We start from the raw sequence: 19,687 nt of genomic DNA, 5'->3' as shown, positions 1-19,687 counted from the left end.
CTGATCACGGAATACAACGATTCCACCTTACTCTTTCCGACCACGCAATATGCTTATGGCCGCTATCAAAAAGGCAAGTAAAGATATCCCGACTGCGATATAGACCATTGGATTGACACTGGTTGAGTTGTTCTCACTTTCCATGATGGCATTATGCTCTTCCATGCTCATACCGTTGTCACTGGAACCATGAGAATGCTCACTACCACCGGAGGCTTGTACAATCGTAGTAATAGAATGCGGATTCTCTGTTCCAGCCTCACCGGACCATTGCACCAAGCTTCCATCGGCATAGTGCTGATAAGCATTCCATGCGATGTCGCCAGCGGCATCAGGGTTCTTCGCCGTGAAGTAGAATCGTTGGAATTGTCCTGCTTTAATTCCTTCTCCGTTAGCGATCCAGCTAACTTTGTTCCCGTCAATAGTAACATCCCAGCCTGGTGTAGCTTCATATTGCTTAAACTCGGCACCTGCCGGAATTCGTAGATCCACTTGTACAGTTGCCACTTCTTTTTCTGAAGGGACTTTAAGTGTGTAAGTCTCCCAAGCTCCAGTACTGGATTGTGCTGGGGCCACGGTTACGTGTGCGCTAGCTACAGCTGCAAACAATAGTAGCGTTGCAGCCGCTGGTGCGAATAGTGTCATTATTTTACGAGATAATCTGTTCATGGTTAGCCTCTTCTCATCCATAATTATATAACTTCATCCTTAACTTCTTGCTATACATCTTTAGAAAAATCCCGTTTACGTGAAGCAAGCCCTTGCTCCAAGGCATAGCGCGTTAGCTGTGTACGGTTTTGTAGTTGAAGCTTTTGGAGAATGTTCTTCAGATGATTTTTTACGGTATGCTCCGAAATCCCCAAGCTTAAGGCAATCTCCTTGTTCTTCGATCCAGAAGACACACAGCTCAAAATTTCTTTCTCCCTTGCCGTCAATGACTCCCCTTCATCCGTTACAGCAGGTACGGTGAACTCTTTCAAGATTTGAAAAGCCAGCTCCCGACTTAGGGGCGCTTCTTCATTAACAATGGCCTGCAAATATTGAATCCAGGTGGAAGGTGCCAGATTCTTTAGCAAATACCCCTGTGCACCTTGCTTCAGCGCTTCGAGGAGATGGGAAATTTCGTCCGATACCGTAACGATAACGATTTTGACATAGGGATATTCCTGCTTGATCCGGCGAGTAGTCTCCAAACCGTCCATCACAGGCATCTGAATGTCGATTAGAATGAGATCAGGCATCCATTGTGCTGTAAAAGCGATTGCCTCAGCGCCACTCTCCACTACACCAATGACCTCAAAACTGTCATCCATGGACAAAATCTCACACATAGCCTCACGTGCATGCGCATGATCATCCACAACTAAAACCCGGTATCGGCTCATAGACTGACTTCCCCTTTCATAATTTCAACCTGGGTGCCTGTGTCACCAGAAATCAGCCTAAGCTTCCAGCCCATCCCCTCAACACGTTCCTTCATGATCTGAAGTCCATAGCTGCCACTCACTTCAAATGGATCATGCTCAAATCCCTCTCCATTGTCTGCAACAACTACTCTCCAGCGCTTCTCATCGCCAGCTCCAGTAATTGAAACCAGCCCCGCTCGTGTATGCTTGCGAACATTAATGATCGCTTCGCGGATACAGGATAACAATTCTGATTTTTCTGAAGGGAAGAGCGCATCATCTTGCAGGCTCCAATCGAGAGAGGCTTCGATCATAATCTCATTTGCCATCTGGGCTAACTGATCTTTTACCGACTGTTCCAATGAAAAAGAACTCTGTTCAGAGACCGGTATCTTCAGATTAGCGATGGCCTGCCGCACATAACGATTCACCTCATGGACCGTCTTTTTGATCTGATCCACACTTTCCTCACTGACTCCACCATTCTTGCGGCTTGCTTCTAGCCGGTCGATTTTGACAGATAAGAGGAATAAAGATTGCGCCATCCCATCATGCAGTTCCTTGGCTAGTCCTTCCCGAGCCTTCATTGCGTCTTTTAGCGCACGTTCCTGCTCCAGCTCCCGCTGATTTCGCTCCATAAGAGAAAACAAAGGAAGTAGCAATACAAGACTGACCAAAAACACAAGAACCGGCGTCAAATAGTTCCCCAAGTCCATTGAAATATAAGGCATTAGAAACTGATGGCGTACGACTTCCCAGATCCCTACCATTAGCGTTGGCAGTAACAGGATCATGTACTTTATTCGTGTATACGTTGCCGTCCCCTCCTGCACATCTTATGAATAACATTATCACCGTCTTATCTTAGCCACATGACTCGATCGGGCTATATTGACCTATTAATGTTACAAATTTAAGTATTTTAAAAGATGAATGCCGACATTTATACTATTATAAGCAAGCTTTCTTATATTGTAGCAAAAAAAAGATACATCTTACGATGCACCTAACCATTTCTACGTTTACAGTGAATTCCTATCTATATCGGCGAAGTATACCGTCCATATTGGATGTCCATTTCCTTAAATGAATCTCCTTCTTTGTGCAAGAAAAATGTATTGACTCCCTCTGCCCCCCACCAGTTCATACCGACTAGCGGACCCTCAGAGGTTTCAGCAGCAAAAAGAATGGAGAACATTTCAGGCCTGACCTCTCCGCCATCATCCACCCGCCAAACTGAATATTCATCGCCTTGAATCACCGACGGATAGTCCATGAAGGTAAATTCATCTTTTTCTTTCCAGACAAGACTAAATAACATCTCCTGATCCAACCTTACAAATTGAACGAGATACAGCTGCCGATTTGCAGATAGGTCTGCCAGCTTCCATATTTTCTGAATTTCACGTTTTTTCGTATCTACAATACGCTCTCGAACACTTACTTCCACAGTAGACAAAGCTTCTTGACCCTCTAAAGTTTCAACCGGCAAAAGCGCATCAACCTTAAAGTCTATTTGATCCGTCAAATAGTAGGTTTCATCCGGGGTCGCACTTTCCTCTTCCACCGTATAAAGATAACCCGCCAGATTCTCAAAATTATGCGCCATCTCCCGGCCATTACTGTTCTCTGTTCCATCCTGCCATTTATTAAATTTAACCTTTAATACATTCCCCTGATCACCAATAGCCTCATTTAATTGTGCCATCTCCTGGTCCAGCCCTTTTTCGTGCCCGGTGACTAGCATATTCCGCCCCTCTGCATCCGCAAAGCCAAAATTCCCTCTCAGCTTCTTGGTATCTAGATAAGCTTCTGTCTGCTGTATGCTTGGCGTTGGCTCTTCGCTAGGAGGAAGCGCTGGAGAAGGCGATACAGTTTCCGCACTTTGTTCCGGTGTAGAGTCTAAATGATCCTCATTACTCGTCAACGAGCTGTTTCCAGAACAACCCACCAACATAAGAACAATTAAGAAACTTATCATGACCTTATTCATTCTTATTCCTCCAAACGAAGTTAGAATATTCCCATGCTCAGGTAACGTTCCCCTGCATCAGGCGCAATACATAGCACTCGCTTGCCGGGTCCGAGGCACCGTGCTTCCTGCAATGCAGTCCATACTGCGGCACCACCTGATGGACCGAGCAGAATCCCTTCCAGTGCAGCCAGCGTTCTCAACGTTTGCAATGCATCTTCATCCGAAACTTGAACGATTTCATCGTAGATCTTCGTATTCAGAATGGCGGGTACAAAGCCCGGACTGGTTCCAACCAGTTTATGCGGTCCGGGCTTTCCCCCGGATAACACTGGCGAGCCTTGCGGCTCAACAACAAGAATGCGAATATCAGGAAGCTGCTCACGCAATACTTCTCCAGTTCCTGTAATCGTGCCTCCTGTCCCTGACGATGCAACGAACACGTCCAGCTTTCCTTCCATTTGCTCCATAATTTCAAGCGCTGTCGTTGTCCGGTGAATGTCAGGGTTCGCTTTATTCTCGAATTGCTGTGGAATAAAGCTATTCGCCACTTCTTTCCCCAGCTCGATTGCTTTCGCTATAGCCCCCGGCATCCGCTCCGCTGCAGGTGTCAGGACCACTTCAGCACCATAAGCCTTTAGAATATTGATTCGTTCCTTCGTCATATTATCAGGCATGACAAGAATCGCTTTATAACCTTTTGCAGCGGCATTCATAGCCAATCCAATGCCTGTATTTCCACTTGTCGGCTCTATAATAGTCCCTCCGGGTTTCAGTAGCCCAGCTAGTTCTGCTTGCAGAATCAGATTATAAGCGGCTCTGTCCTTTACACTGCCACTGGGATTGAAGCATTCCAGCTTTACATATAGTTCTGCATCTTGGGGTGTGGTCAACCGATTTAGTCGCACAACCGGTGTATTCCCAATCAGCTCAGTGATATTGTTAACAACAAGGGATGTCATTCCTAGAGCCTCCTTCAATTCTTTTCCTTCCATTATTGTAACTTGAGCGGCACCTCCTGTCGATTCAGACCTCCCGTTCCTCTAACCTGAAACAGCCGCCTCCGCATTATAAGCGGAGACGGCTGTTCATTACTGGCATGGTATCAATGATTGTTAAGGATTCACGTTAATCGTAAAAGTAGATGTATTATTCTTAATATTCGTTACCGTGTTCGTAATCTTCAGATTGTTGAAGGTTGCTGAGCCTCTGGCTGGACCTTGACCTGCCTCAGCTGCTTCATTCACCCAGATGCCCACCCCGGATTTACTATCAAAAGCATCGCCGCTCTTCTGCGCACCGGTAATTGTAACATTATTAAAGATGGTATCTGTTACTGGGAATTGTGGAGTGGAACCTACATAGTTGGTCTGGAACATGATGCCATGATAGGTTGGATCAATGATATCCACATCATTGACTCGGATACCTTGGAACACCTTGGATGCCGAGAATACCCAGATCGCCGGGAAAGTCTGCGCGCCCCAGAAATGCCCACCTGCACGAACAATAGAAATATTCTCAAAATTCGTAGTAGGTGAAGCTCCGAACCCGTTCATCGGATATCCAAAGTCTAACGAGCTGATCGTAATTCCAGAGTAGCAAAGTGTATCTGCAATATAAATGTTACGGAAGGTATTTGCGTATCCACCATAGACAGCTACACCAGCAGCACGCCAAGTCAAAATGGAAGTGAGGTTCTCATAGATATTGTCTTTCATATCTGCACCGCCGGAATCAATCGCCGAGAACAACGCAAAGCTATCATCACCTGTTGCCCGTGCTTCAATATTAGATACAAGGTTGTTCGTGCTTCCATTCGTCATATTAATGCCGTCCGCGAAGGTGTTACGGATACGCGAGTTTTTAATCACCATGTTATCCGTATTGGCACCCCAGTACATACATACCTGATGTTCAGTCCAGATGTTATCGATCGTAATGTTCGCCACATTGGAGAAATCAAATACTTTACCAGGACCGTCGATACGTGAAGTATAGTTCCCGAAATAAGCGAAATTTGCAAAGGTAGACCCATTTGCTGTATCACTGGCTCGGAATCCGACATCAGTATTCTCTTGGGTGGTTGGAGCTATAAATCTTGTATACCAAGGGCCAGCACCGATTACCTTCACTGCCTTGCCGTAGACCTGAAACTTGCTAGAGGTCTGATAGTTGCCGGCTGGCAAATACACCCCAACGAGATTTCCTGTGGTATCCATGCGTACTTTATCTAGCGCATTTTGGACATCCTGATGCGTAAAACCTGCAGGAACAGTATATTTAGCCGGATCTGGATTAGCAATCGGTGAAACCTGCTCTAGACTGATGAAGTCAATGGCGTATTGAGAAGTGTTCGCTGTATCTTTTTGTAACCGGATCGTACTTCCTGCCGGAATCGTGCTATCAAACATAATGTTTGCTTCATCATAAATATGCCGCGGTGAACCTGCGCTTGGCGAATTGCCAGGACTTGTCTCAGAACCGTACAACCATGCATATTTAGAGGTTAAGTTAATTGCCTTGTTAAAGACACCATTCACATAGATGTTAAGCGTAGCATTTGTGCCATCACCACTCGCTGAATCAGGAATCGAGAAACGAGTAACCAGCGTGTTCGTGCTGGCTTTTGTCGTGAATTCAACATAGCTACCTGTGGTGTTCAGAGTAACTGCTCTTCTGCCTGAAGCCTCACCTGCCAGATCACCAATGGTCCGATTAGCTGAAAGCTTCACGGCCCCACCACCAATAACACCATCCTCAGCCTCATACATGTCGTAAGGCATGTTCGCACCTCGACCGATGAATAGAGACTGCGTCTGAATATTATTAGCCCGTTTCACAGGCAGCTCATTAGCATCTACTGCAATTTCACTCTTCACAGTATATTTTCCATTTCCTGCTGTCCAATTGCCAAGAGCGACAGGCGCTGTGGTTACGCCACTTGCGATCACACCGCTATAGGTGCCTGTAAGAGTCTTAACTACCGCATTAGTTGTAGCATCTAAAACCGTCAGAGTTATGTTATGCGCCCCGCTCGCGGAAGCTGCTGTACCTTGATTCTTAATGGCAACTGAGAAGCTTACAACGTTGCCGGCTGCTGGATTTCCAGGTGTCCAGCTGACGGAGGAAGCCACCAGATCAGAACTGGATACAGGTGCAATAATAAGGGAAGTCGGGCTAGTGAAGCTATTATTTCCCTCATTTGATTCAATCACTGTATTATTCTCATCGACCTTTGCACTTAAGGAGTAGGTAGCTGCGTCTTTTGCGCCCATATTCAGAGACACATTCGTTGATGCGCCAGCAGCTAGAGTTCCCACGGGGCTAGTGCCTACAAGTGTTGTGCCCAAGTAAAAATTCACAATAGTTGCGGTAGAAGCAAGGGTGCCGATATTCTTAACTGTTGCGTTTAGAATAATGGCATCCGTCTCTACTGGAGCTGCTGGTGTCCATGTAAGAGCTGTGACCGTTAAATCTGGATTTGCAGATGGTGTACCCATCACTTGAAATTCAGCAATTTGTCCAGCACTTGAACCAGAGTTAGTGGTGATCTTCAGCTGCAATTCACTAACCGTAGCCGTTACCGGAATCGTCACTGTATTGCCGGTTGCTGGGTTAAAGGTATACACGGTCGCAGGTACAAGGCTAGTAAAAGCCGTTGTATTCTGATTATGCCCAAGCACTTGAATGGTCTGGGTACGTGTCGACCAGGCTGATGCAGGATTCAGCTTGAGTACAACCGATGTAATATCGGCATTGCTGCCCAAATTAACCGTTAAGGTATTCGGATAACTTCCCCCTGCCCCTTCCCAATAAGTGGTTACATCACCGTCATTCGCATTGGTCTGCACAAAGGTAAAGACCGAGGAGGACGCTGTTATTCCTTTGTTCAACGCCAGATTAGAACCCGTCCCAGGCGTTGGGGTTGCTGTTGGTGTTGCCGTCGGTGTTGCTGTCGGCGTTGGCGTTGCTGTCGGTGTCGGTGTCGGTGTTGGTGTTGCTGTCGGTGCTGTGGTTGGTGTTGGTGTTGGTGCTGTTGTTGGGGCTGCTGTCGGTGCTGAAGATGGAGTAAGGATCAGGTTGTCCAGATTCACATTTCCAGTATCACCAGCATCATATTTATAAGTAATTGTGTTAGCGCCAGCATTCAAGGCCAGCGTTTCAATCTTTGTGGACCATGTGTTCCAGTTGGCTAGATTAATAAGCGAAATTTGCTTTATTTTCGTCCCATTTACATAAATGCTAATTGTTTTTGTGCTGCCTGAAGCATTTGCATATTTCAATGCAGCATCATAGTTTCCAGCAGAGGCTACATTGACACTAAATGCAGTCGTCGCTCCTTGCACTAGATAACCATCTACAAAACCGGTTCCGGTATAACCAGTATGGTCTGTATTAACTTTTGCTCCCCCGGATAAAGAGGCGTTTTCTGCTTCATATCCTGTCGTTGGAAGTGTTGTAGTGCTGCCATAAATCTCAAATTCCGATAACTGGGCTGCTGACCATCCTGTATTTGCGGTGAACTCCAATTTAACATATCTGGCGCTTGCAGCCGTAAAGTTAATGGTTACAGTATTAGATCCGCTTGCAGGATTAAATGTATAATTGGCTGAGGCAGCTAAGGTAGTGTACGTTGAGTCATCTGAGCTCCCTTGCACCGACAAGGTTTGGGTTCTTGCTTCCCAGTTCGTCGGTAGTTTTAGAACGACCTGATTGACGCTGTTTACGTCACCTAAGTCCACTTTAATCCATTGCGGGAATGCGTTGCTTGCACTTTCCCAATACGTTCCTTGGTTTCCATCATTAGCATTAGCTGCTACGTATACATCACCAAATGAGCTTGAAGTAATCGTCTTCCCTTGGGCTAAATTCCCCGCCGCTAAACTCACCGAGGGATATAACGCTAATTGACCTACAAATAAAATGACAATTAAAAAATACATCACTGCTGACTTACCCATAATTTTTTTAGAAGCTGCTATCATTAGAGAACCACCTCCCAAAGATTTTGTGAAGCTATGCAGCTATTAAGAATACGCTTTCAAAATAGTATTGTTATAGACATTCGCCTCCTAAAACTGATCTGATAGTGTTCCGACGAAACTTAACAATCACTCTCTATTATTAGCTGCCAGTCATCCTCCTGTATCCTTGACTCTCACTTTAACAAGTCTCTGAGATGTATCAAGTGATTGACCATAAATAACTAATAATGGTAATAATATAAGTTATAGGTAGATATCCGTCGATGGCGATTTCTATGCTTTCTATGTGGGATATTACGTTCAACAAAACAAAAGCCTCAGAGAAAACAGCGGGGATGAAATCCCTTAGCTCTCTGAAGCTTCGTGTTATACATTAAATCTAGCTACCAAACCCTGCAGTCCACGCGCCATCGTACTTAAATTATTTGCTGAAGAAGCAATTTGTTCGACCGAAGCCATTTGCTCTTGCGAGGCTGCTGATACATGCTGTGTACTCGCTGCAGTTGTTTCTGAGATCTGCGTGACGCTGCGAATCGATTCCACGATCTCATCCGATGCCGCCGTAATCTCCTCCACCGCACCAGATACGTCCTGAACCTGTTCAGCTAGTGAATCTATAGATACGCGAATCTCACTAAAGGAACGACCCGCTTCCTCAATAATTTCCGTACCTCCCTTTACTTCACTCATACTGCTCCTCATGACTTTCATGGCATCATCTGCTTCACTTTGAATCCCACTCGCCATTTCTGCAATTTGATTGGCGGATTCTGCGGATTGCTCCGCAAGCTTTCGAACCTGGTCAGCAACTACAGCGAAACCTCTACCCTGCTCACCAGCGCGCGCCGCCTCAATGGTCGCGTTTAAGGCCAGCATATTCGTCTGCGATGCGATTCCTTTTATGACGCCTACAATAGTGCTGATCTGCTGAGATCGATTCACAAAGCCTTGGACTTGCTGGGATAAGGACTGAATGGAACAATTAATCGATTCCATCTGCTGTCCTGCAGCCTGAATGGATTCATCTCCAGCGATGGCAAACGCTGCGGAACGATGGGAGGCTTCGGATATATCCTGCACGCTGGCAGCAATTTGTCCGATTCCTAGCGATATTTCCGAGATTGTAATCGTATTAGTCTGTAAATCATTCATCTGTTTAGCGGTTCCCGAGGCCACTTCACCCATAATATCCGATATTCGTTCTGTAGCACCTGCCGTCACTCCACTATCTGAAGTAAGCTTAGAAGAGGAATCTGCTAAACGATTGGCTGATAGCTTGACCTGTTCAATCATCGTGCTCAGATTATCTGTCATTTTATTAAAATTAGAAGCCAGCTCACCAATCTCATCCTTAGAACGGACGCTCAGCTTACGAGTAAGATCGGCATCCCCATCGGCAATCTCCTTCAGCTGTGTGTTCACATCACGAAGCGGTTTAATAATTCTCCCAGAGATTAAGAGGGCAAGGATGACGGCGAGAATGACTGACAAACCGGTCACACCCAGGCTAGTAATCAAGGCGTTGTTGCGATGCGAATCTGCTTGACTCTGCCCATTCTGAATTTCCTCCATGAGCATATTCTGAAACACAATCTGAGATTCGACCATAGCATCTAGAGATAGATTCGTGAACTTCTTCTGCGCTTCAGGGAAATTACCCTCCTTGGCTAAGGCAAACGCTTCCTTCAATACTAGTAAATAATCATTCCATTTAGTCTTTAGTTCTGTTACACCTGTTAGTTCAGCTTCGCTTAATTTCGCACTCTCCAGCGCTGTAATCGCATTCTCAATCAATGGAAGCATTTCTTCATACTGAGACAAATAGGACTTTCGTTCCTCCTCTGTGTTGCTCATCACATAACGGGCACCCAGTTCGTCTGCTGTACGAATCTTATCCGTTAAGTCTTGAACTAATGACAGCTTGTCCCAGTTATGATTGACCTGATCTGTCAGTAAGGTAACCTTACCTTGAAACAAAGTGTTTCCGGCTATAGCGACTAAAAAGACTACAATTACCGCAGCAAAGCCTAGGACTATTTTTCCACGAATACTTTTCGTCATCGTATTTCCTCATCTCTATGTATGTATATCTACTTGGTACTTTTATCCTACTATCATTTTCTTAAGGCACTCTGAATTTGAACTGAATATTTGCTTAAAAAAAACAAAAAGACCCCTACTTCCGGCCCAGGCAGGAACTAATGGTCTTCAGAGATCTTTTTTTATTCGTATAAATTTCCATTTGCCAGCTCAGCGAGCTTGGATTCATCAAGCACACTTAAGCGTCCTCGATTTCTTGTAATAATTCCTTCATCAATAAAACGACGTACGATTCGATTCAAATGCCGATAGCTTGTACCAAGCAGTTCTGCTGTTTCTATAAGGCTGGAGGTTCTAATCTCCTCCACTCGTCGGTCTCCGTTTTTATCAGCGAATAAAGACATCAAATAACTGGCAAAGCGATTCTCCACCGGATACAACAGGTTAAGTGCGGAGGCTTGGCCGAGCGTATGCAATTTATGACTAAGTTCTCCTACTAGAAAACGGAGCAACGCTGTATTTTCCTCAAGCTCTCTCAGCAGTAATCTTCTCCCCGCAAAAAGAATCAAGCTCTCACCCACAGACTCCACTTGATTCTTAACAGGAAAGCGATGAAGCAGCTCCACATCCCCTATGACTGATATAGGATTTGTAAACCGCACCAGCATAGACTTGCCGTTTGGCAGCAGCGTCTGAATTTTGAGCTTGCCCTCGACTAATATGAACATTCCATCCAATTGATCTCCAACCAAACATAGCTTTTCTTCATCCGTATAACGTCTCAATTCCATTTTGTAAGTTACTAGCGGACTAAATATTCCATCCAGACCGTTCTTCACTGCCAAGGCACGGACTGCCTCACGGTCATTTATCGTCTGCATGTTGTGCCCCCTCAAGTGTTTGCTCAAACTCAAATAAGTGTAATTTAGAATACCCCACAAAAAAAGGACATATGTCCTTTTTAAAGATATATCCTAAAACACCTCACATCACAACAGAGTCCACACTATATCGGATCATATTCACTTTGTGATCTTGTAACCAAAATTCTAAACTCCGATAATTGATTTTATCCACATACCCGATAATATCAGCCCCTTGTTCCCCTCTTTTATAATAAGAAGAGCCGTAAGCTTCAATCACAGCATCAGCAGAAGATCCCACATGAATCCCTCTGCTAGTGCTCATCTTCTGATCGGAATAGACGCTGATTAGAATGATTTGGTGATCACCACGCGCAGTAGCTACTGTTGTCTCGTTATCCAAATTATAATATTGATACCGTTCAATGTCATCACGTGGTTTAGGCACCTGATTGAGTGATTCGAGGCTCTGAAGCAGCTGAATATCTCCCAGTCGCTCCTGTTCTAGATTACTGCTGGATACACGAGAGTAATGACTTTGCCTTGGTGCATTATATAAATAGATATGATAAATCCCATAACTTAAACCTACCACAATAAAAATGATAATAAATGACCAACCTTTACTAAATGGCTTCTTCCTCATTGTCCTCACACCTTTTTCTAACCTTTACTGTGCAAAATATTTCTCCAGCTCGCGCTGTGCCCGATATTCTGGAAAATTAAAAGACTGCCAATTGCGCTCTCGTTGTGCTCCGTTCCACCATTCGTTTTTCAAAAATTGATCCAGCATCCCGTCTTCCTTCCGGCTGAACTTAATCAGAGAAGGGATGACCTCCGGTGATAGACCGACCAAATAATCTGCGTCCAGCTTACCACTTACCTCATAACGCTCCATATTCTTATTAGCAATAATGACATCCATCCCGATATAGTTCATTACCACATAAGAGGCCAGACCTAGCACAATATAACATTTAGCCAGCGGCAAACGTGGAACGGCTATCCGCACAGCGGCAAGAATCAACAGCAATCCCATAAAAATCATAAATGCATGAACCAGGAATCGAATCGTAGTATAACCATACGCCTCTTCATACAGCGTTAATCTACTAAAAGCGGAATACAACATGACTGTGGAACAGCCGACCAAGATATACAGCAGAATATTAATGACTTTTTGGAGCAGCCCGCCCCGCTTTTCTTCCGATCCCACAGCCAGTAATAAAATCACAAAATTAATCGTGGTCACCATCATTAGTTCGAAAAATCCACTGCGAGCGTAATCAGCATAGGAACTCCCCTCTGGCACCATCCCTTCCCAAGCTCCAAACAAGTAAGAAAATTGGACGATTACGAACAGTACATATACCGTGTTAATAGCTATAAGAATTGTCGTCATAATTACTGGATCAATCTTAAAGGCGACAGGTGCCAGCGCAGGACCATACTCCTTTGGCTGCACATTCCAGTCATAGATCTTCGAGTCCACAAAACCCCACACTAAACCGAAAAAACCCATACCCAACAGCAGTATCCACAGCGTCCGCACAATAATTTCACCAAATGAAATTCGATCCAGCATATTTGGCAGCCAAATGAGCACATGATGAAACACACCATCGGCCGAGGCCAGCAGGGTAATCACAACAAGCAATATCGGTAAAGAGATCGCAAGTCCTGTGAACACTTTCCCCAGCACTTGCTTGCGTTCATCCTTCACCTTACTATCACTGTTACTTTTAATGTCCTTGAACACCGTACCCCAGTGACGAAAATTCTGTGGAAGCAAATGCTCGAGCGTATCCCAAAGTATTTTGAACTGACTCCAAGAGGGGCGTTTATCACTTAGTAAATAAGTCATATGTAATAAAATGAGCACTGGAATTACTAAAAGGTTGAGCCCAAAGTAGAATAGATTATGAAATAACACATAGGTCAACGAGAGTAGGAAAATCGCTCCGAACCAGAAGTAACTTATTTTAGTGAGTTTACGCAGCTTAGCCTTAGCGTAATAAAGCATATACGCATAAAATAGACACACAAAGATAGGATAAGAAACACCCGGCAAATTTCCATAGAACAACAACTGATGAACAATCGCCAGAAAGAAGGCAACAATTAAAGCGGCAAGTGATCGATTAAGATTAGGCTTAGGCTTAAGCTCCGTTTCATCGGTCATGGTAAACACCCCCATATTTTTACTTTCTTATCCTTATTTTAAATGATAAAATAAGAAAAAAAAGAGAAAGAATTTTTTAATAATTTCCTATTTTACGAAGGGATCTAAACCATGAAGCTGCATAGCCAATATTTAAAACTACACTCTCAGTTTGGGGGAGCGACAGAAATCTCAGTTACGATGGATGAACTAGCATTGACCTTCGGATGTACACATCGTAATGCCATGCACATTGTAAATAAAATGATACAGCTCGAATGGGTGCAATGGATACCAAAGCGTGGGCGCGGAAGTCGTTCTTTGTTACAGTTCCTTGTCCCTTCTGAAGAAATTGCACTTCAATCTATGATGCAGGCCATCAGCCGTAAAGATGTTCACAAAGCCATTGAAGGCATCAAAACCCATGCCAGCTCTTCCTCGCTGCAGGATACCTTACAAGGTTGGCTGCTGACCTATTTTGGTCATCATTCCGAAATCCGTAGTGACAAACAGATTGATACCTTGCGGCTTCCCATCACCCAGCAGCTACATACCTTCGACCCGCTTCATATGAATCTATTGGCAGAGTCCTTTGTTTCCAGTCATGTCTTCGACGGATTAGTGAGACGCAGCGGAGAGCGGGATAAGATTGTACCAAGTCTTGCTCATGCCTGGGAAGTGGATGAGAGCCGTACGATTTGGACTTTTTTTCTACGCAAAGAAGTGTTATTCCATCATGGAAAAGTACTGACTGCAAAAGATGTAGTCTATTCCTTGGGACGGCTGATGCAAACCTCAAAGCGGACACTCTATAGTTATATTTTCAAAGAAATCCAGCAAGTTACCGCGCTAAATCCATCCACCGTTCAAATCACGCTTAAACAGCCCAATGAGCTATTTCTCCCTTTCTTGTGTACGAGTAGAGCGGCAATTGTTCCGCGTGATTTAGAAGGCATGGACGAACCTAGTTTTGGCCGTAGACCGGTGGGGACAGGACCATTTAAGGTTGTGGACATGAATGAGGACACTTGTGTACTGGAGGTTTTTCCTTATTACTTTCAAGGACGAGCTCATTTAGATCGAGTCGAAATAATGTATGTTCCGTGGGATACTGAGTCTGGTTCCTCCGATACTAGCTCAGCTTTTCATGTGATTCAGAATCCTTCATCCACCAATTCTTCTTCTTGGAGCCGGATTCATTCAGAGTCCTACATTCGTAAATTTGTTACCTGCAACACGCAAAAAAAAGGACCGCTTAGCGACCCCCTTCTTCGGGCAAAGATCGTATCCTGTTTAAAAGATGATTCAGTGTCTGTATCGCATAAGTCGATGGAAGACCATGAGGTCACTTTGCAAATAACTACCATTCCGCAATATGCTAACGATGCTGATTGTATTGCTACTAAACTAGAGCATCAAGGTTATCCCTGTACGGTTGTTTCCGTGTCTCCAGAAGAGTTTAAAGGCCCGGTTCGGCTGGAATCTGACCTGATTGTTTTCTCTTTATTTCGTGATGAGGATGAACAGCTTCGTTTATTTGATTTATACCTCACGCTCTCTCAACATATAGAACCACATACCCGTGCAGATATTGAAGGCTGGCTCTATACCATTGCAAGAGAACCCAATCCTGAAGCTAGATCTGAGAGCTTTAGGATTATCGAGAACCGTCTTCTTGAGGAGCATCATCTACACATCTTGTATGAAAAACCCACCCAAACTGCTTATCTCCCCTCTGTCCGAGGCGTAAGCTTTAATAGTCAGGGCTGGGTTGATCTTCGACATGTATGGTTCCCGCCGCTGCTCTCCAGCTGCAGCACTACATGATATACGCCATATTCCTTTAATTCCCGAATCATCGGAGCCCTTTTCCAATCAAATTAGCAGAAATTGGCTCCCTCCCGATTTCTCTTGCCCAGACGGACAACTGTCCGACATGATGAATCTCATGAGCGATCACATGACGCATCACTTCACCCCAAGTATCAGTCACGACCCGGCCATCCGCCAAGTGATCCTCAAAAATTTTTTGCTCCAAGCCCGCATGCCAAGAAAGTACAAAGGGTTCTACATCGGCCCGGAATTTCGCATCCAGTTCTCTTACCTGCTGCAAAGACTTGTAATGCTCGAATTCCTCCTGAAAATCCGGTTTACCTTGCAATACTTGAATCCAGCTCCACTCTACATCAATAATGTGAAAGAGAGTCTTCAATATGCTGCCTACGCCACCCGTACGTGCCCCAAGTAGCTCTTCCTCAGAAATACTCTCACACCACTCGTACCATTGTTCACGAACCATCCAGTTATATTTAAAGAATGTTTGCAAATCAAGACCTCCTTTTAATGAGAGCTTAGATGTTTCCGGTAACCTTCCACCTTCTCATCTCTATATCCTAACGACTCATAAAAAATATGCGCTTCCTTACGCTTCTCTCCAGAAACTAAAATGATATAGAAACAATCTTTCCCACGGGCCATTTCTTCAATGGCGATCATCAATTTTTTACCAACACCTTGACGACGAGCCCGCGAGGAAACGACCACATTTTCAATCACCATAAACGGTTTACAATCCCCTATTAGGTCATGACAGAGAATCCCCATCACAGACCCCATCAACTCCCCATCCACAAAAGCGCCCAACAATATGTATCGATGATCTGCCTTAATCACTTTAAATACTTCTTCGAATTTGTTATGATCCGATGGTTGATCCATCAGCTCCTGATATAAATCACCAAGTTCATGAAGAGACTCCACTTCTATTTCTTTAATAACGACCATGAATGTTCAACCTGCTTTCTTTAATTCAAGAAATTTTTCATATATGCACCACTATTTACGAACCTTCAGTTCAAATTCATCCTTCTGCCCATCCCACTCTACAACAACCCTAATAATCGAGTCCTCGCGTTCAAACGCCCCGCTTCCAGCTCTTTCGGACTTCAACTCACTTTTTCTTACTCCCTTAACATCTTCTAAGGTTTTACTTCCTCCACCTGATGTTCCCTTGAAGCTATATTTAAAAGAACTGATCTTATCAAGATCGGTAAGTTCACCTTTATACTTAAGCTCGAAGGTTGAATCAAACCAGGTTTCATACTCTGACCTTACGCCCTTTTTATCGATGAACTTCTCAGTCGCCTTTTGAACATATTCTGCCGACCAAACGTCTCCTTCACCTGAGAAGGTATAATTATGCTTATAGGTAGTTGTATTGCAGGCAGCAAGAAGAACTATGATTATTCCAGACAGCATCAGTGCGGATAGCTTCCTAATCATTAAAGATCCCTCCCGGTTCTGATAAAAAGCGAATCGTAACGGTTGTCCCCTTACCTTTAGAGCTATTATAATAAATTTCCCCGCCATATTTTTCTACAATATTAAAGCAAATCATTAACCCTAAACCGGTTCCATTACTTTTTAAGGAATAAAAAGGTGTGCCCAGCGACTTAACCTCAGCCTCGGACATCCCACTTCCTTCATCGGTGATCATGATCTCGATAAAATTATTATTTCTATTTGCTATGACGGAGACTGATTTCCCTACATCCGAGGCTTCCAGCGCATTTTTTATAATATTAATGAGTAACTGCTTAAACTCAATTTTATTAATGGAAATATAACAGCCTTCCTCTACCTTTATATCGATTTGGTTATCAGATAACATGGCATAGGAATGAAGCAGACCCGTAACACTTTGAAGGACATCCTTCACATCTACTTTCTCTAGTCTTTGATCTCCATTTGGTTTGGATAGGGTTAGAAATTGAGAGATAATCTGTTCTACTGTGTTTAATTCATCAATCATTAAGTTGAACTTACTTTTTTTAGAACCATCAAATGAATCGTCCTCTTTGAACAATTGCAAAAAACCTCTAACCACGGTTATTGGATTTCGAATTTCATGTGCAACAGCAGCTGTTAATTGTCCTACCATCTTTAACCGCTCGGATTGCTGTAATTGTTCATAATACAGTTGCTGCTTTTTCATCCGTTTAAATGATAAATGGAAAATGAAAAATAATAATGCTTGAACAGCTATTATATTTATAATGTTGCCAATAATGTCATGATGTAAATAAGTATATAATTCACCTTTATCAATAAAAATGACATAACTAAAAGTAATTACCATCAATATTCCATTTATAATAAAGGAAAAGTAGAACAATTTTAAATCGAAAAATAGAATAGAAAGTGCAGGAATAAGGCAAATCAAAATATAGGTGGTCCAAGTTTGTGGATATAAAAAGAAAAGCGTATAGAAGTAAGCAAATCCAAAAAGAATGATGATCTTTCTAAAAGTATATGTCTCATACTTAGGATAGATCCATAAACTAATGGATAGAATCATCACGCACAAAAAATGTACAATGTATCCAAAATTAATTCCATTCAACTCTGTTGTAGACAGTATTAATCCAGATATCATAAGGGTAATGTTTAATAACATTACAATGTAATAGATTTTTCGATTCACCTGACTGTAAAACTCTTTCATGAATTCACCACTTCTATATTAATTTAACCCTTTTTTAAATACTACCCTCTCTAGAGGCAAAATTTAAGGGCACCCAATTGGATGCCCTTTCTACATCTCATACATTATTGTAATTATATCAGCCACTTTACTAAAATGGGAATAAATACTTTTAGCCCTAATTATGATACGCCACAGCCTCTCAGATATGTGTCAATCTATAAAAAATAGACTGCTCTCTCACTAAGCAAAGCAGTCCATTTATAGTATCGCTTTTATTCCATATCCTTATCAATATCCTTAGGGATCCGGCGGGCTACATCCGTTGCAATAGCTGCATGGATCACTGCCAGACGCACTAACTCTACCACTTTTTCGTTAAAAATACTTGGAATTACGTATTGCTCATTAACCTCATCCGGATGAACGACTGAAGCAATCGCTTTTGCCGCGGCTAGCTTCATTTCAAGGTTCACTGTTTTTGCTCTGCAATCCAGGGCGCCACGGAAGATCCCCGGAAAACACAGCACATTGTTGATCTGATTCGGATAGTCACTTCTACCTGTCGCTAATACGCGAACAAAAGGCTCGGCCAATTCTGGTTCAATCTCCGGTGTCGGATTAGCCATTGCAAACACAATGTTATCGCTGGCCATACTCTTGAGATGATCGACCGATAGAATCCCGCCACGCGACACCCCAATAAAGACATCTGCTCCCTGCATAACCTCCGTCAGTCCACCTTCAATACCTTCCGGATTAGTTGCATCAGCAAGCTTCCGCCATTCCTGATTATCATACTGAAGATCTTTTCTAAGAACACCTTCACGATCTACCGCGTAGATTTTGCGAGCACCTGCCGCCAGAAGCATATTACAGATGGACACACCAGCCGCACCTATACCCACAACGACAATTCTAACATCTTCGATAGATTTATTTACTACTTTAAGCGCATTCAAAAGACCTGCCAAAACTACAACAGATGTACCGTGCTGATCATCATGAAATACCGGAATATCCAGCTCTTCGGCAAGCCGACGTTCAATCTCGAAACAACGCGGAGAACTGATATCTTCTAAGTTGATACCCCCAAATCCAGGAGATACTGCTTTAACGATATTAATGATTTCATCTGAATCTTTAGTATTTAAGCAGAGTGGAAAAGCATCGATGTTCGCCAATTGCTTAAACAGCATAGCCTTACCTTCCATAACAGGCATAGCCGCCTCCGGTCCGATATCTCCTAGTCCAAGTACAGCCGTTCCGTCTGTAACAACGGCTACAGTATTCCGCTTCATCGTCAACGAATAGGCTTTGTTTGGATCTTCGGCAATCGCCGTACACACTCGGGCAACTCCCGGAGTATACACCAGCGATAAATCCTCCCGATTTTTGATAGGCATTTTTGGTGTGATTTCAATTTTTCCGCCAAGATGAGCAAGAAAAGTTCGATCTGATACATTAATTACTTTGACTCCTGGCATCTTCGATAGTATAGACATCATTTCTCCATTCGAGGCATCTTGCACGTTTATTGTTATATCTCGAGTTGTTACATCCTTACCTGCACGAATCACGTCAATAGCGACGATATCTCCGCCTGCAGTGGCAATTCCTGAAGCAACATCACCAAAAGAAGCAACCGATTTCCGAATTTCGAGCCTGACAATCATCGTTGTTGCAATAGCCATGAATTAGCCTCTCTTTCTTCAACCCTAAGATTTCAAATACACTATACTATACCATTTAAACAAACTTTCTTCCTATTGAA

At 43.5% G+C, this 19,687-nt stretch carries 16 protein-coding genes; 1 reads left to right on the top strand and 15 read right to left on the bottom strand.

Translation table 11 applies throughout. From position 1 onward, the window contains the following. Positions 1-27 precede the first annotated feature (27 nt). From CA598_RS02045 to CA598_RS02000, 10 genes are all read right to left on the bottom strand, one after another. Complete coding sequence (locus CA598_RS02045; RefSeq protein ID WP_094875150.1) at positions 28-669, bottom strand: DUF1775 domain-containing protein; 642 nt, start codon at positions 667-669, stop codon at positions 28-30. Positions 670-719: 50 nt separating this feature from the next. Beyond that, complete coding sequence (locus CA598_RS02040) at positions 720-1,385, bottom strand: response regulator (RefSeq protein ID WP_094874553.1); 666 nt, start codon at positions 1,383-1,385, stop codon at positions 720-722. Next, positions 1,382-2,200 (bottom strand): sensor histidine kinase, encoded by an 819-nt coding sequence (locus tag CA598_RS02035; RefSeq protein ID WP_094875149.1) that lies wholly within the window; start codon positions 2,198-2,200, stop codon positions 1,382-1,384. Before CA598_RS02035 ends, CA598_RS02040 begins: the two co-directional genes overlap by 4 nt. A 245-nt stretch (positions 2,201-2,445) precedes the next feature. Then, positions 2,446-3,399 carry a hypothetical protein gene (locus CA598_RS02030; RefSeq protein ID WP_094875148.1) on the bottom strand — a complete coding sequence of 318 codons (954 nt, stop codon included), beginning with the start codon at positions 3,397-3,399 and terminating at the stop codon, positions 2,446-2,448. A gap of 20 nt (positions 3,400-3,419) precedes the next feature. Next, a complete protein-coding gene (cysK, locus tag CA598_RS02025; RefSeq protein WP_094875162.1) occupies positions 3,420-4,340 on the bottom strand; it encodes a cysteine synthase A in 921 nt (306 codons plus the stop codon). Positions 4,341-4,493: 153 nt separating this feature from the next. Then, positions 4,494-8,366: a galactose-binding domain-containing protein gene (locus CA598_RS02020; RefSeq protein WP_094875147.1), complete on the bottom strand. Its 3,873-nt coding sequence runs from the start codon at positions 8,364-8,366 to the stop codon at positions 4,494-4,496. A 366-nt stretch (positions 8,367-8,732) separates the two neighbouring features. Continuing rightward, the gene (locus tag CA598_RS02015; protein WP_094875146.1) at positions 8,733-10,427 is read right to left on the bottom strand and encodes a methyl-accepting chemotaxis protein; all 1,695 of its coding nucleotides are present in this window, start codon (positions 10,425-10,427) and stop codon (positions 8,733-8,735) included. Between the two features lie 161 nt (positions 10,428-10,588). Further along, positions 10,589-11,287 carry a Crp/Fnr family transcriptional regulator gene (locus CA598_RS02010; protein WP_094874559.1) on the bottom strand — a complete coding sequence of 233 codons (699 nt, stop codon included), beginning with the start codon at positions 11,285-11,287 and terminating at the stop codon, positions 10,589-10,591. Positions 11,288-11,390: 103 nt separating this feature from the next. After that, positions 11,391-11,915 (bottom strand): hypothetical protein, encoded by a 525-nt coding sequence (locus CA598_RS02005; protein ID WP_094875145.1) that lies wholly within the window; start codon positions 11,913-11,915, stop codon positions 11,391-11,393. 24 nt (positions 11,916-11,939) lie between these two features. Beyond that, a complete protein-coding gene (locus CA598_RS02000; protein ID WP_094875144.1) occupies positions 11,940-13,451 on the bottom strand; it encodes a DUF4153 domain-containing protein in 1,512 nt (503 codons plus the stop codon). 111 nt (positions 13,452-13,562) lie between these two features. On the opposite strand from CA598_RS02000, the gene CA598_RS01995 reads away from it, so the two are divergent. Beyond that, a complete protein-coding gene (locus tag CA598_RS01995) occupies positions 13,563-15,257 on the top strand; it encodes an ABC transporter substrate-binding protein (RefSeq protein WP_094875143.1) in 1,695 nt (564 codons plus the stop codon). Positions 15,258-15,285: 28 nt separating this feature from the next. On the opposite strand, the gene CA598_RS01990 is transcribed toward CA598_RS01995, so the two are convergent. From CA598_RS01990 to CA598_RS01970, 5 genes are all read right to left on the bottom strand, one after another. Then, positions 15,286-15,756 carry a DinB family protein gene (locus CA598_RS01990; RefSeq protein WP_094875142.1) on the bottom strand — a complete coding sequence of 157 codons (471 nt, stop codon included), beginning with the start codon at positions 15,754-15,756 and terminating at the stop codon, positions 15,286-15,288. A gap of 14 nt (positions 15,757-15,770) precedes the next feature. Further along, positions 15,771-16,214 carry a GNAT family N-acetyltransferase gene (locus CA598_RS01985; RefSeq protein ID WP_094874564.1) on the bottom strand — a complete coding sequence of 148 codons (444 nt, stop codon included), beginning with the start codon at positions 16,212-16,214 and terminating at the stop codon, positions 15,771-15,773. 51 nt (positions 16,215-16,265) lie between these two features. Beyond that, complete coding sequence (locus tag CA598_RS01980; protein ID WP_094875141.1) at positions 16,266-16,712, bottom strand: hypothetical protein; 447 nt, start codon at positions 16,710-16,712, stop codon at positions 16,266-16,268. Further along, positions 16,705-17,934, bottom strand: coding sequence for a sensor histidine kinase (locus CA598_RS01975; RefSeq protein ID WP_094874566.1), 1,230 nt, complete (start codon positions 17,932-17,934; stop codon positions 16,705-16,707). The genes CA598_RS01980 and CA598_RS01975 overlap by 8 nt, the downstream gene beginning before the upstream one ends. Before the next feature lie 254 nt (positions 17,935-18,188). After that, entirely contained in the window at positions 18,189-19,607 is a 1,419-nt protein-coding gene (locus tag CA598_RS01970) for an NAD-dependent malic enzyme (protein WP_076298432.1), read from the bottom strand. Positions 19,608-19,687: the final 80 nt, after the last annotated feature.

This window comes from Paenibacillus sp. VTT E-133291 (assembly GCF_002264395.1).
Classification (GTDB): domain Bacteria; phylum Bacillota; class Bacilli; order Paenibacillales; family Paenibacillaceae; genus Paenibacillus_AQ; species Paenibacillus_AQ nitricinens.
Note: the sequence above shows the minus strand (reverse complement) of the source record. Positions and strands in the feature narration are given on the sequence as shown.

Bases quoted from the DNA above. Each gene is read 5' to 3' on its own strand.
- CA598_RS02015 (WP_094875146.1), bottom strand. From the start codon at position 10,427: ATGACGAAAAGTATTCGTGGAAAAATAGTCCTAGGCTTTGCTGCGGTA.
- cysK (WP_094875162.1), bottom strand. From the start codon at position 4,340: ATGACATCCCTTGTTGTTAACAATATCACTGAGCTGATTGGGAATACA.
- CA598_RS01995 (WP_094875143.1), top strand. From the start codon at position 13,563: ATGAAGCTGCATAGCCAATATTTAAAACTACACTCTCAGTTTGGGGGA.
- CA598_RS02040 (WP_094874553.1), bottom strand. From the start codon at position 1,385: ATGAGCCGATACCGGGTTTTAGTTGTGGATGATCATGCGCATGCACGT.
- CA598_RS02020 (WP_094875147.1), bottom strand. From the start codon at position 8,366: ATGATAGCAGCTTCTAAAAAAATTATGGGTAAGTCAGCAGTGATGTAT.
- CA598_RS01975 (WP_094874566.1), bottom strand. From the start codon at position 17,934: ATGAAAGAGTTTTACAGTCAGGTGAATCGAAAAATCTATTACATTGTA.
- CA598_RS02010 (WP_094874559.1), bottom strand. From the start codon at position 11,287: ATGCAGACGATAAATGACCGTGAGGCAGTCCGTGCCTTGGCAGTGAAG.
- CA598_RS02000 (WP_094875144.1), bottom strand. From the start codon at position 13,451: ATGACCGATGAAACGGAGCTTAAGCCTAAGCCTAATCTTAATCGATCA.
- CA598_RS02035 (WP_094875149.1), bottom strand. From the start codon at position 2,200: ATGATCCTGTTACTGCCAACGCTAATGGTAGGGATCTGGGAAGTCGTA.
- CA598_RS02005 (WP_094875145.1), bottom strand. From the start codon at position 11,915: ATGAGGAAGAAGCCATTTAGTAAAGGTTGGTCATTTATTATCATTTTT.
- CA598_RS02030 (WP_094875148.1), bottom strand. From the start codon at position 3,399: ATGAATAAGGTCATGATAAGTTTCTTAATTGTTCTTATGTTGGTGGGT.
- CA598_RS01985 (WP_094874564.1), bottom strand. From the start codon at position 16,214: ATGGTCGTTATTAAAGAAATAGAAGTGGAGTCTCTTCATGAACTTGGT.
- CA598_RS01980 (WP_094875141.1), bottom strand. From the start codon at position 16,712: ATGATTAGGAAGCTATCCGCACTGATGCTGTCTGGAATAATCATAGTT.
- CA598_RS01970 (WP_076298432.1), bottom strand. From the start codon at position 19,607: ATGGCTATTGCAACAACGATGATTGTCAGGCTCGAAATTCGGAAATCG.
- CA598_RS02045 (WP_094875150.1), bottom strand. From the start codon at position 669: ATGAACAGATTATCTCGTAAAATAATGACACTATTCGCACCAGCGGCT.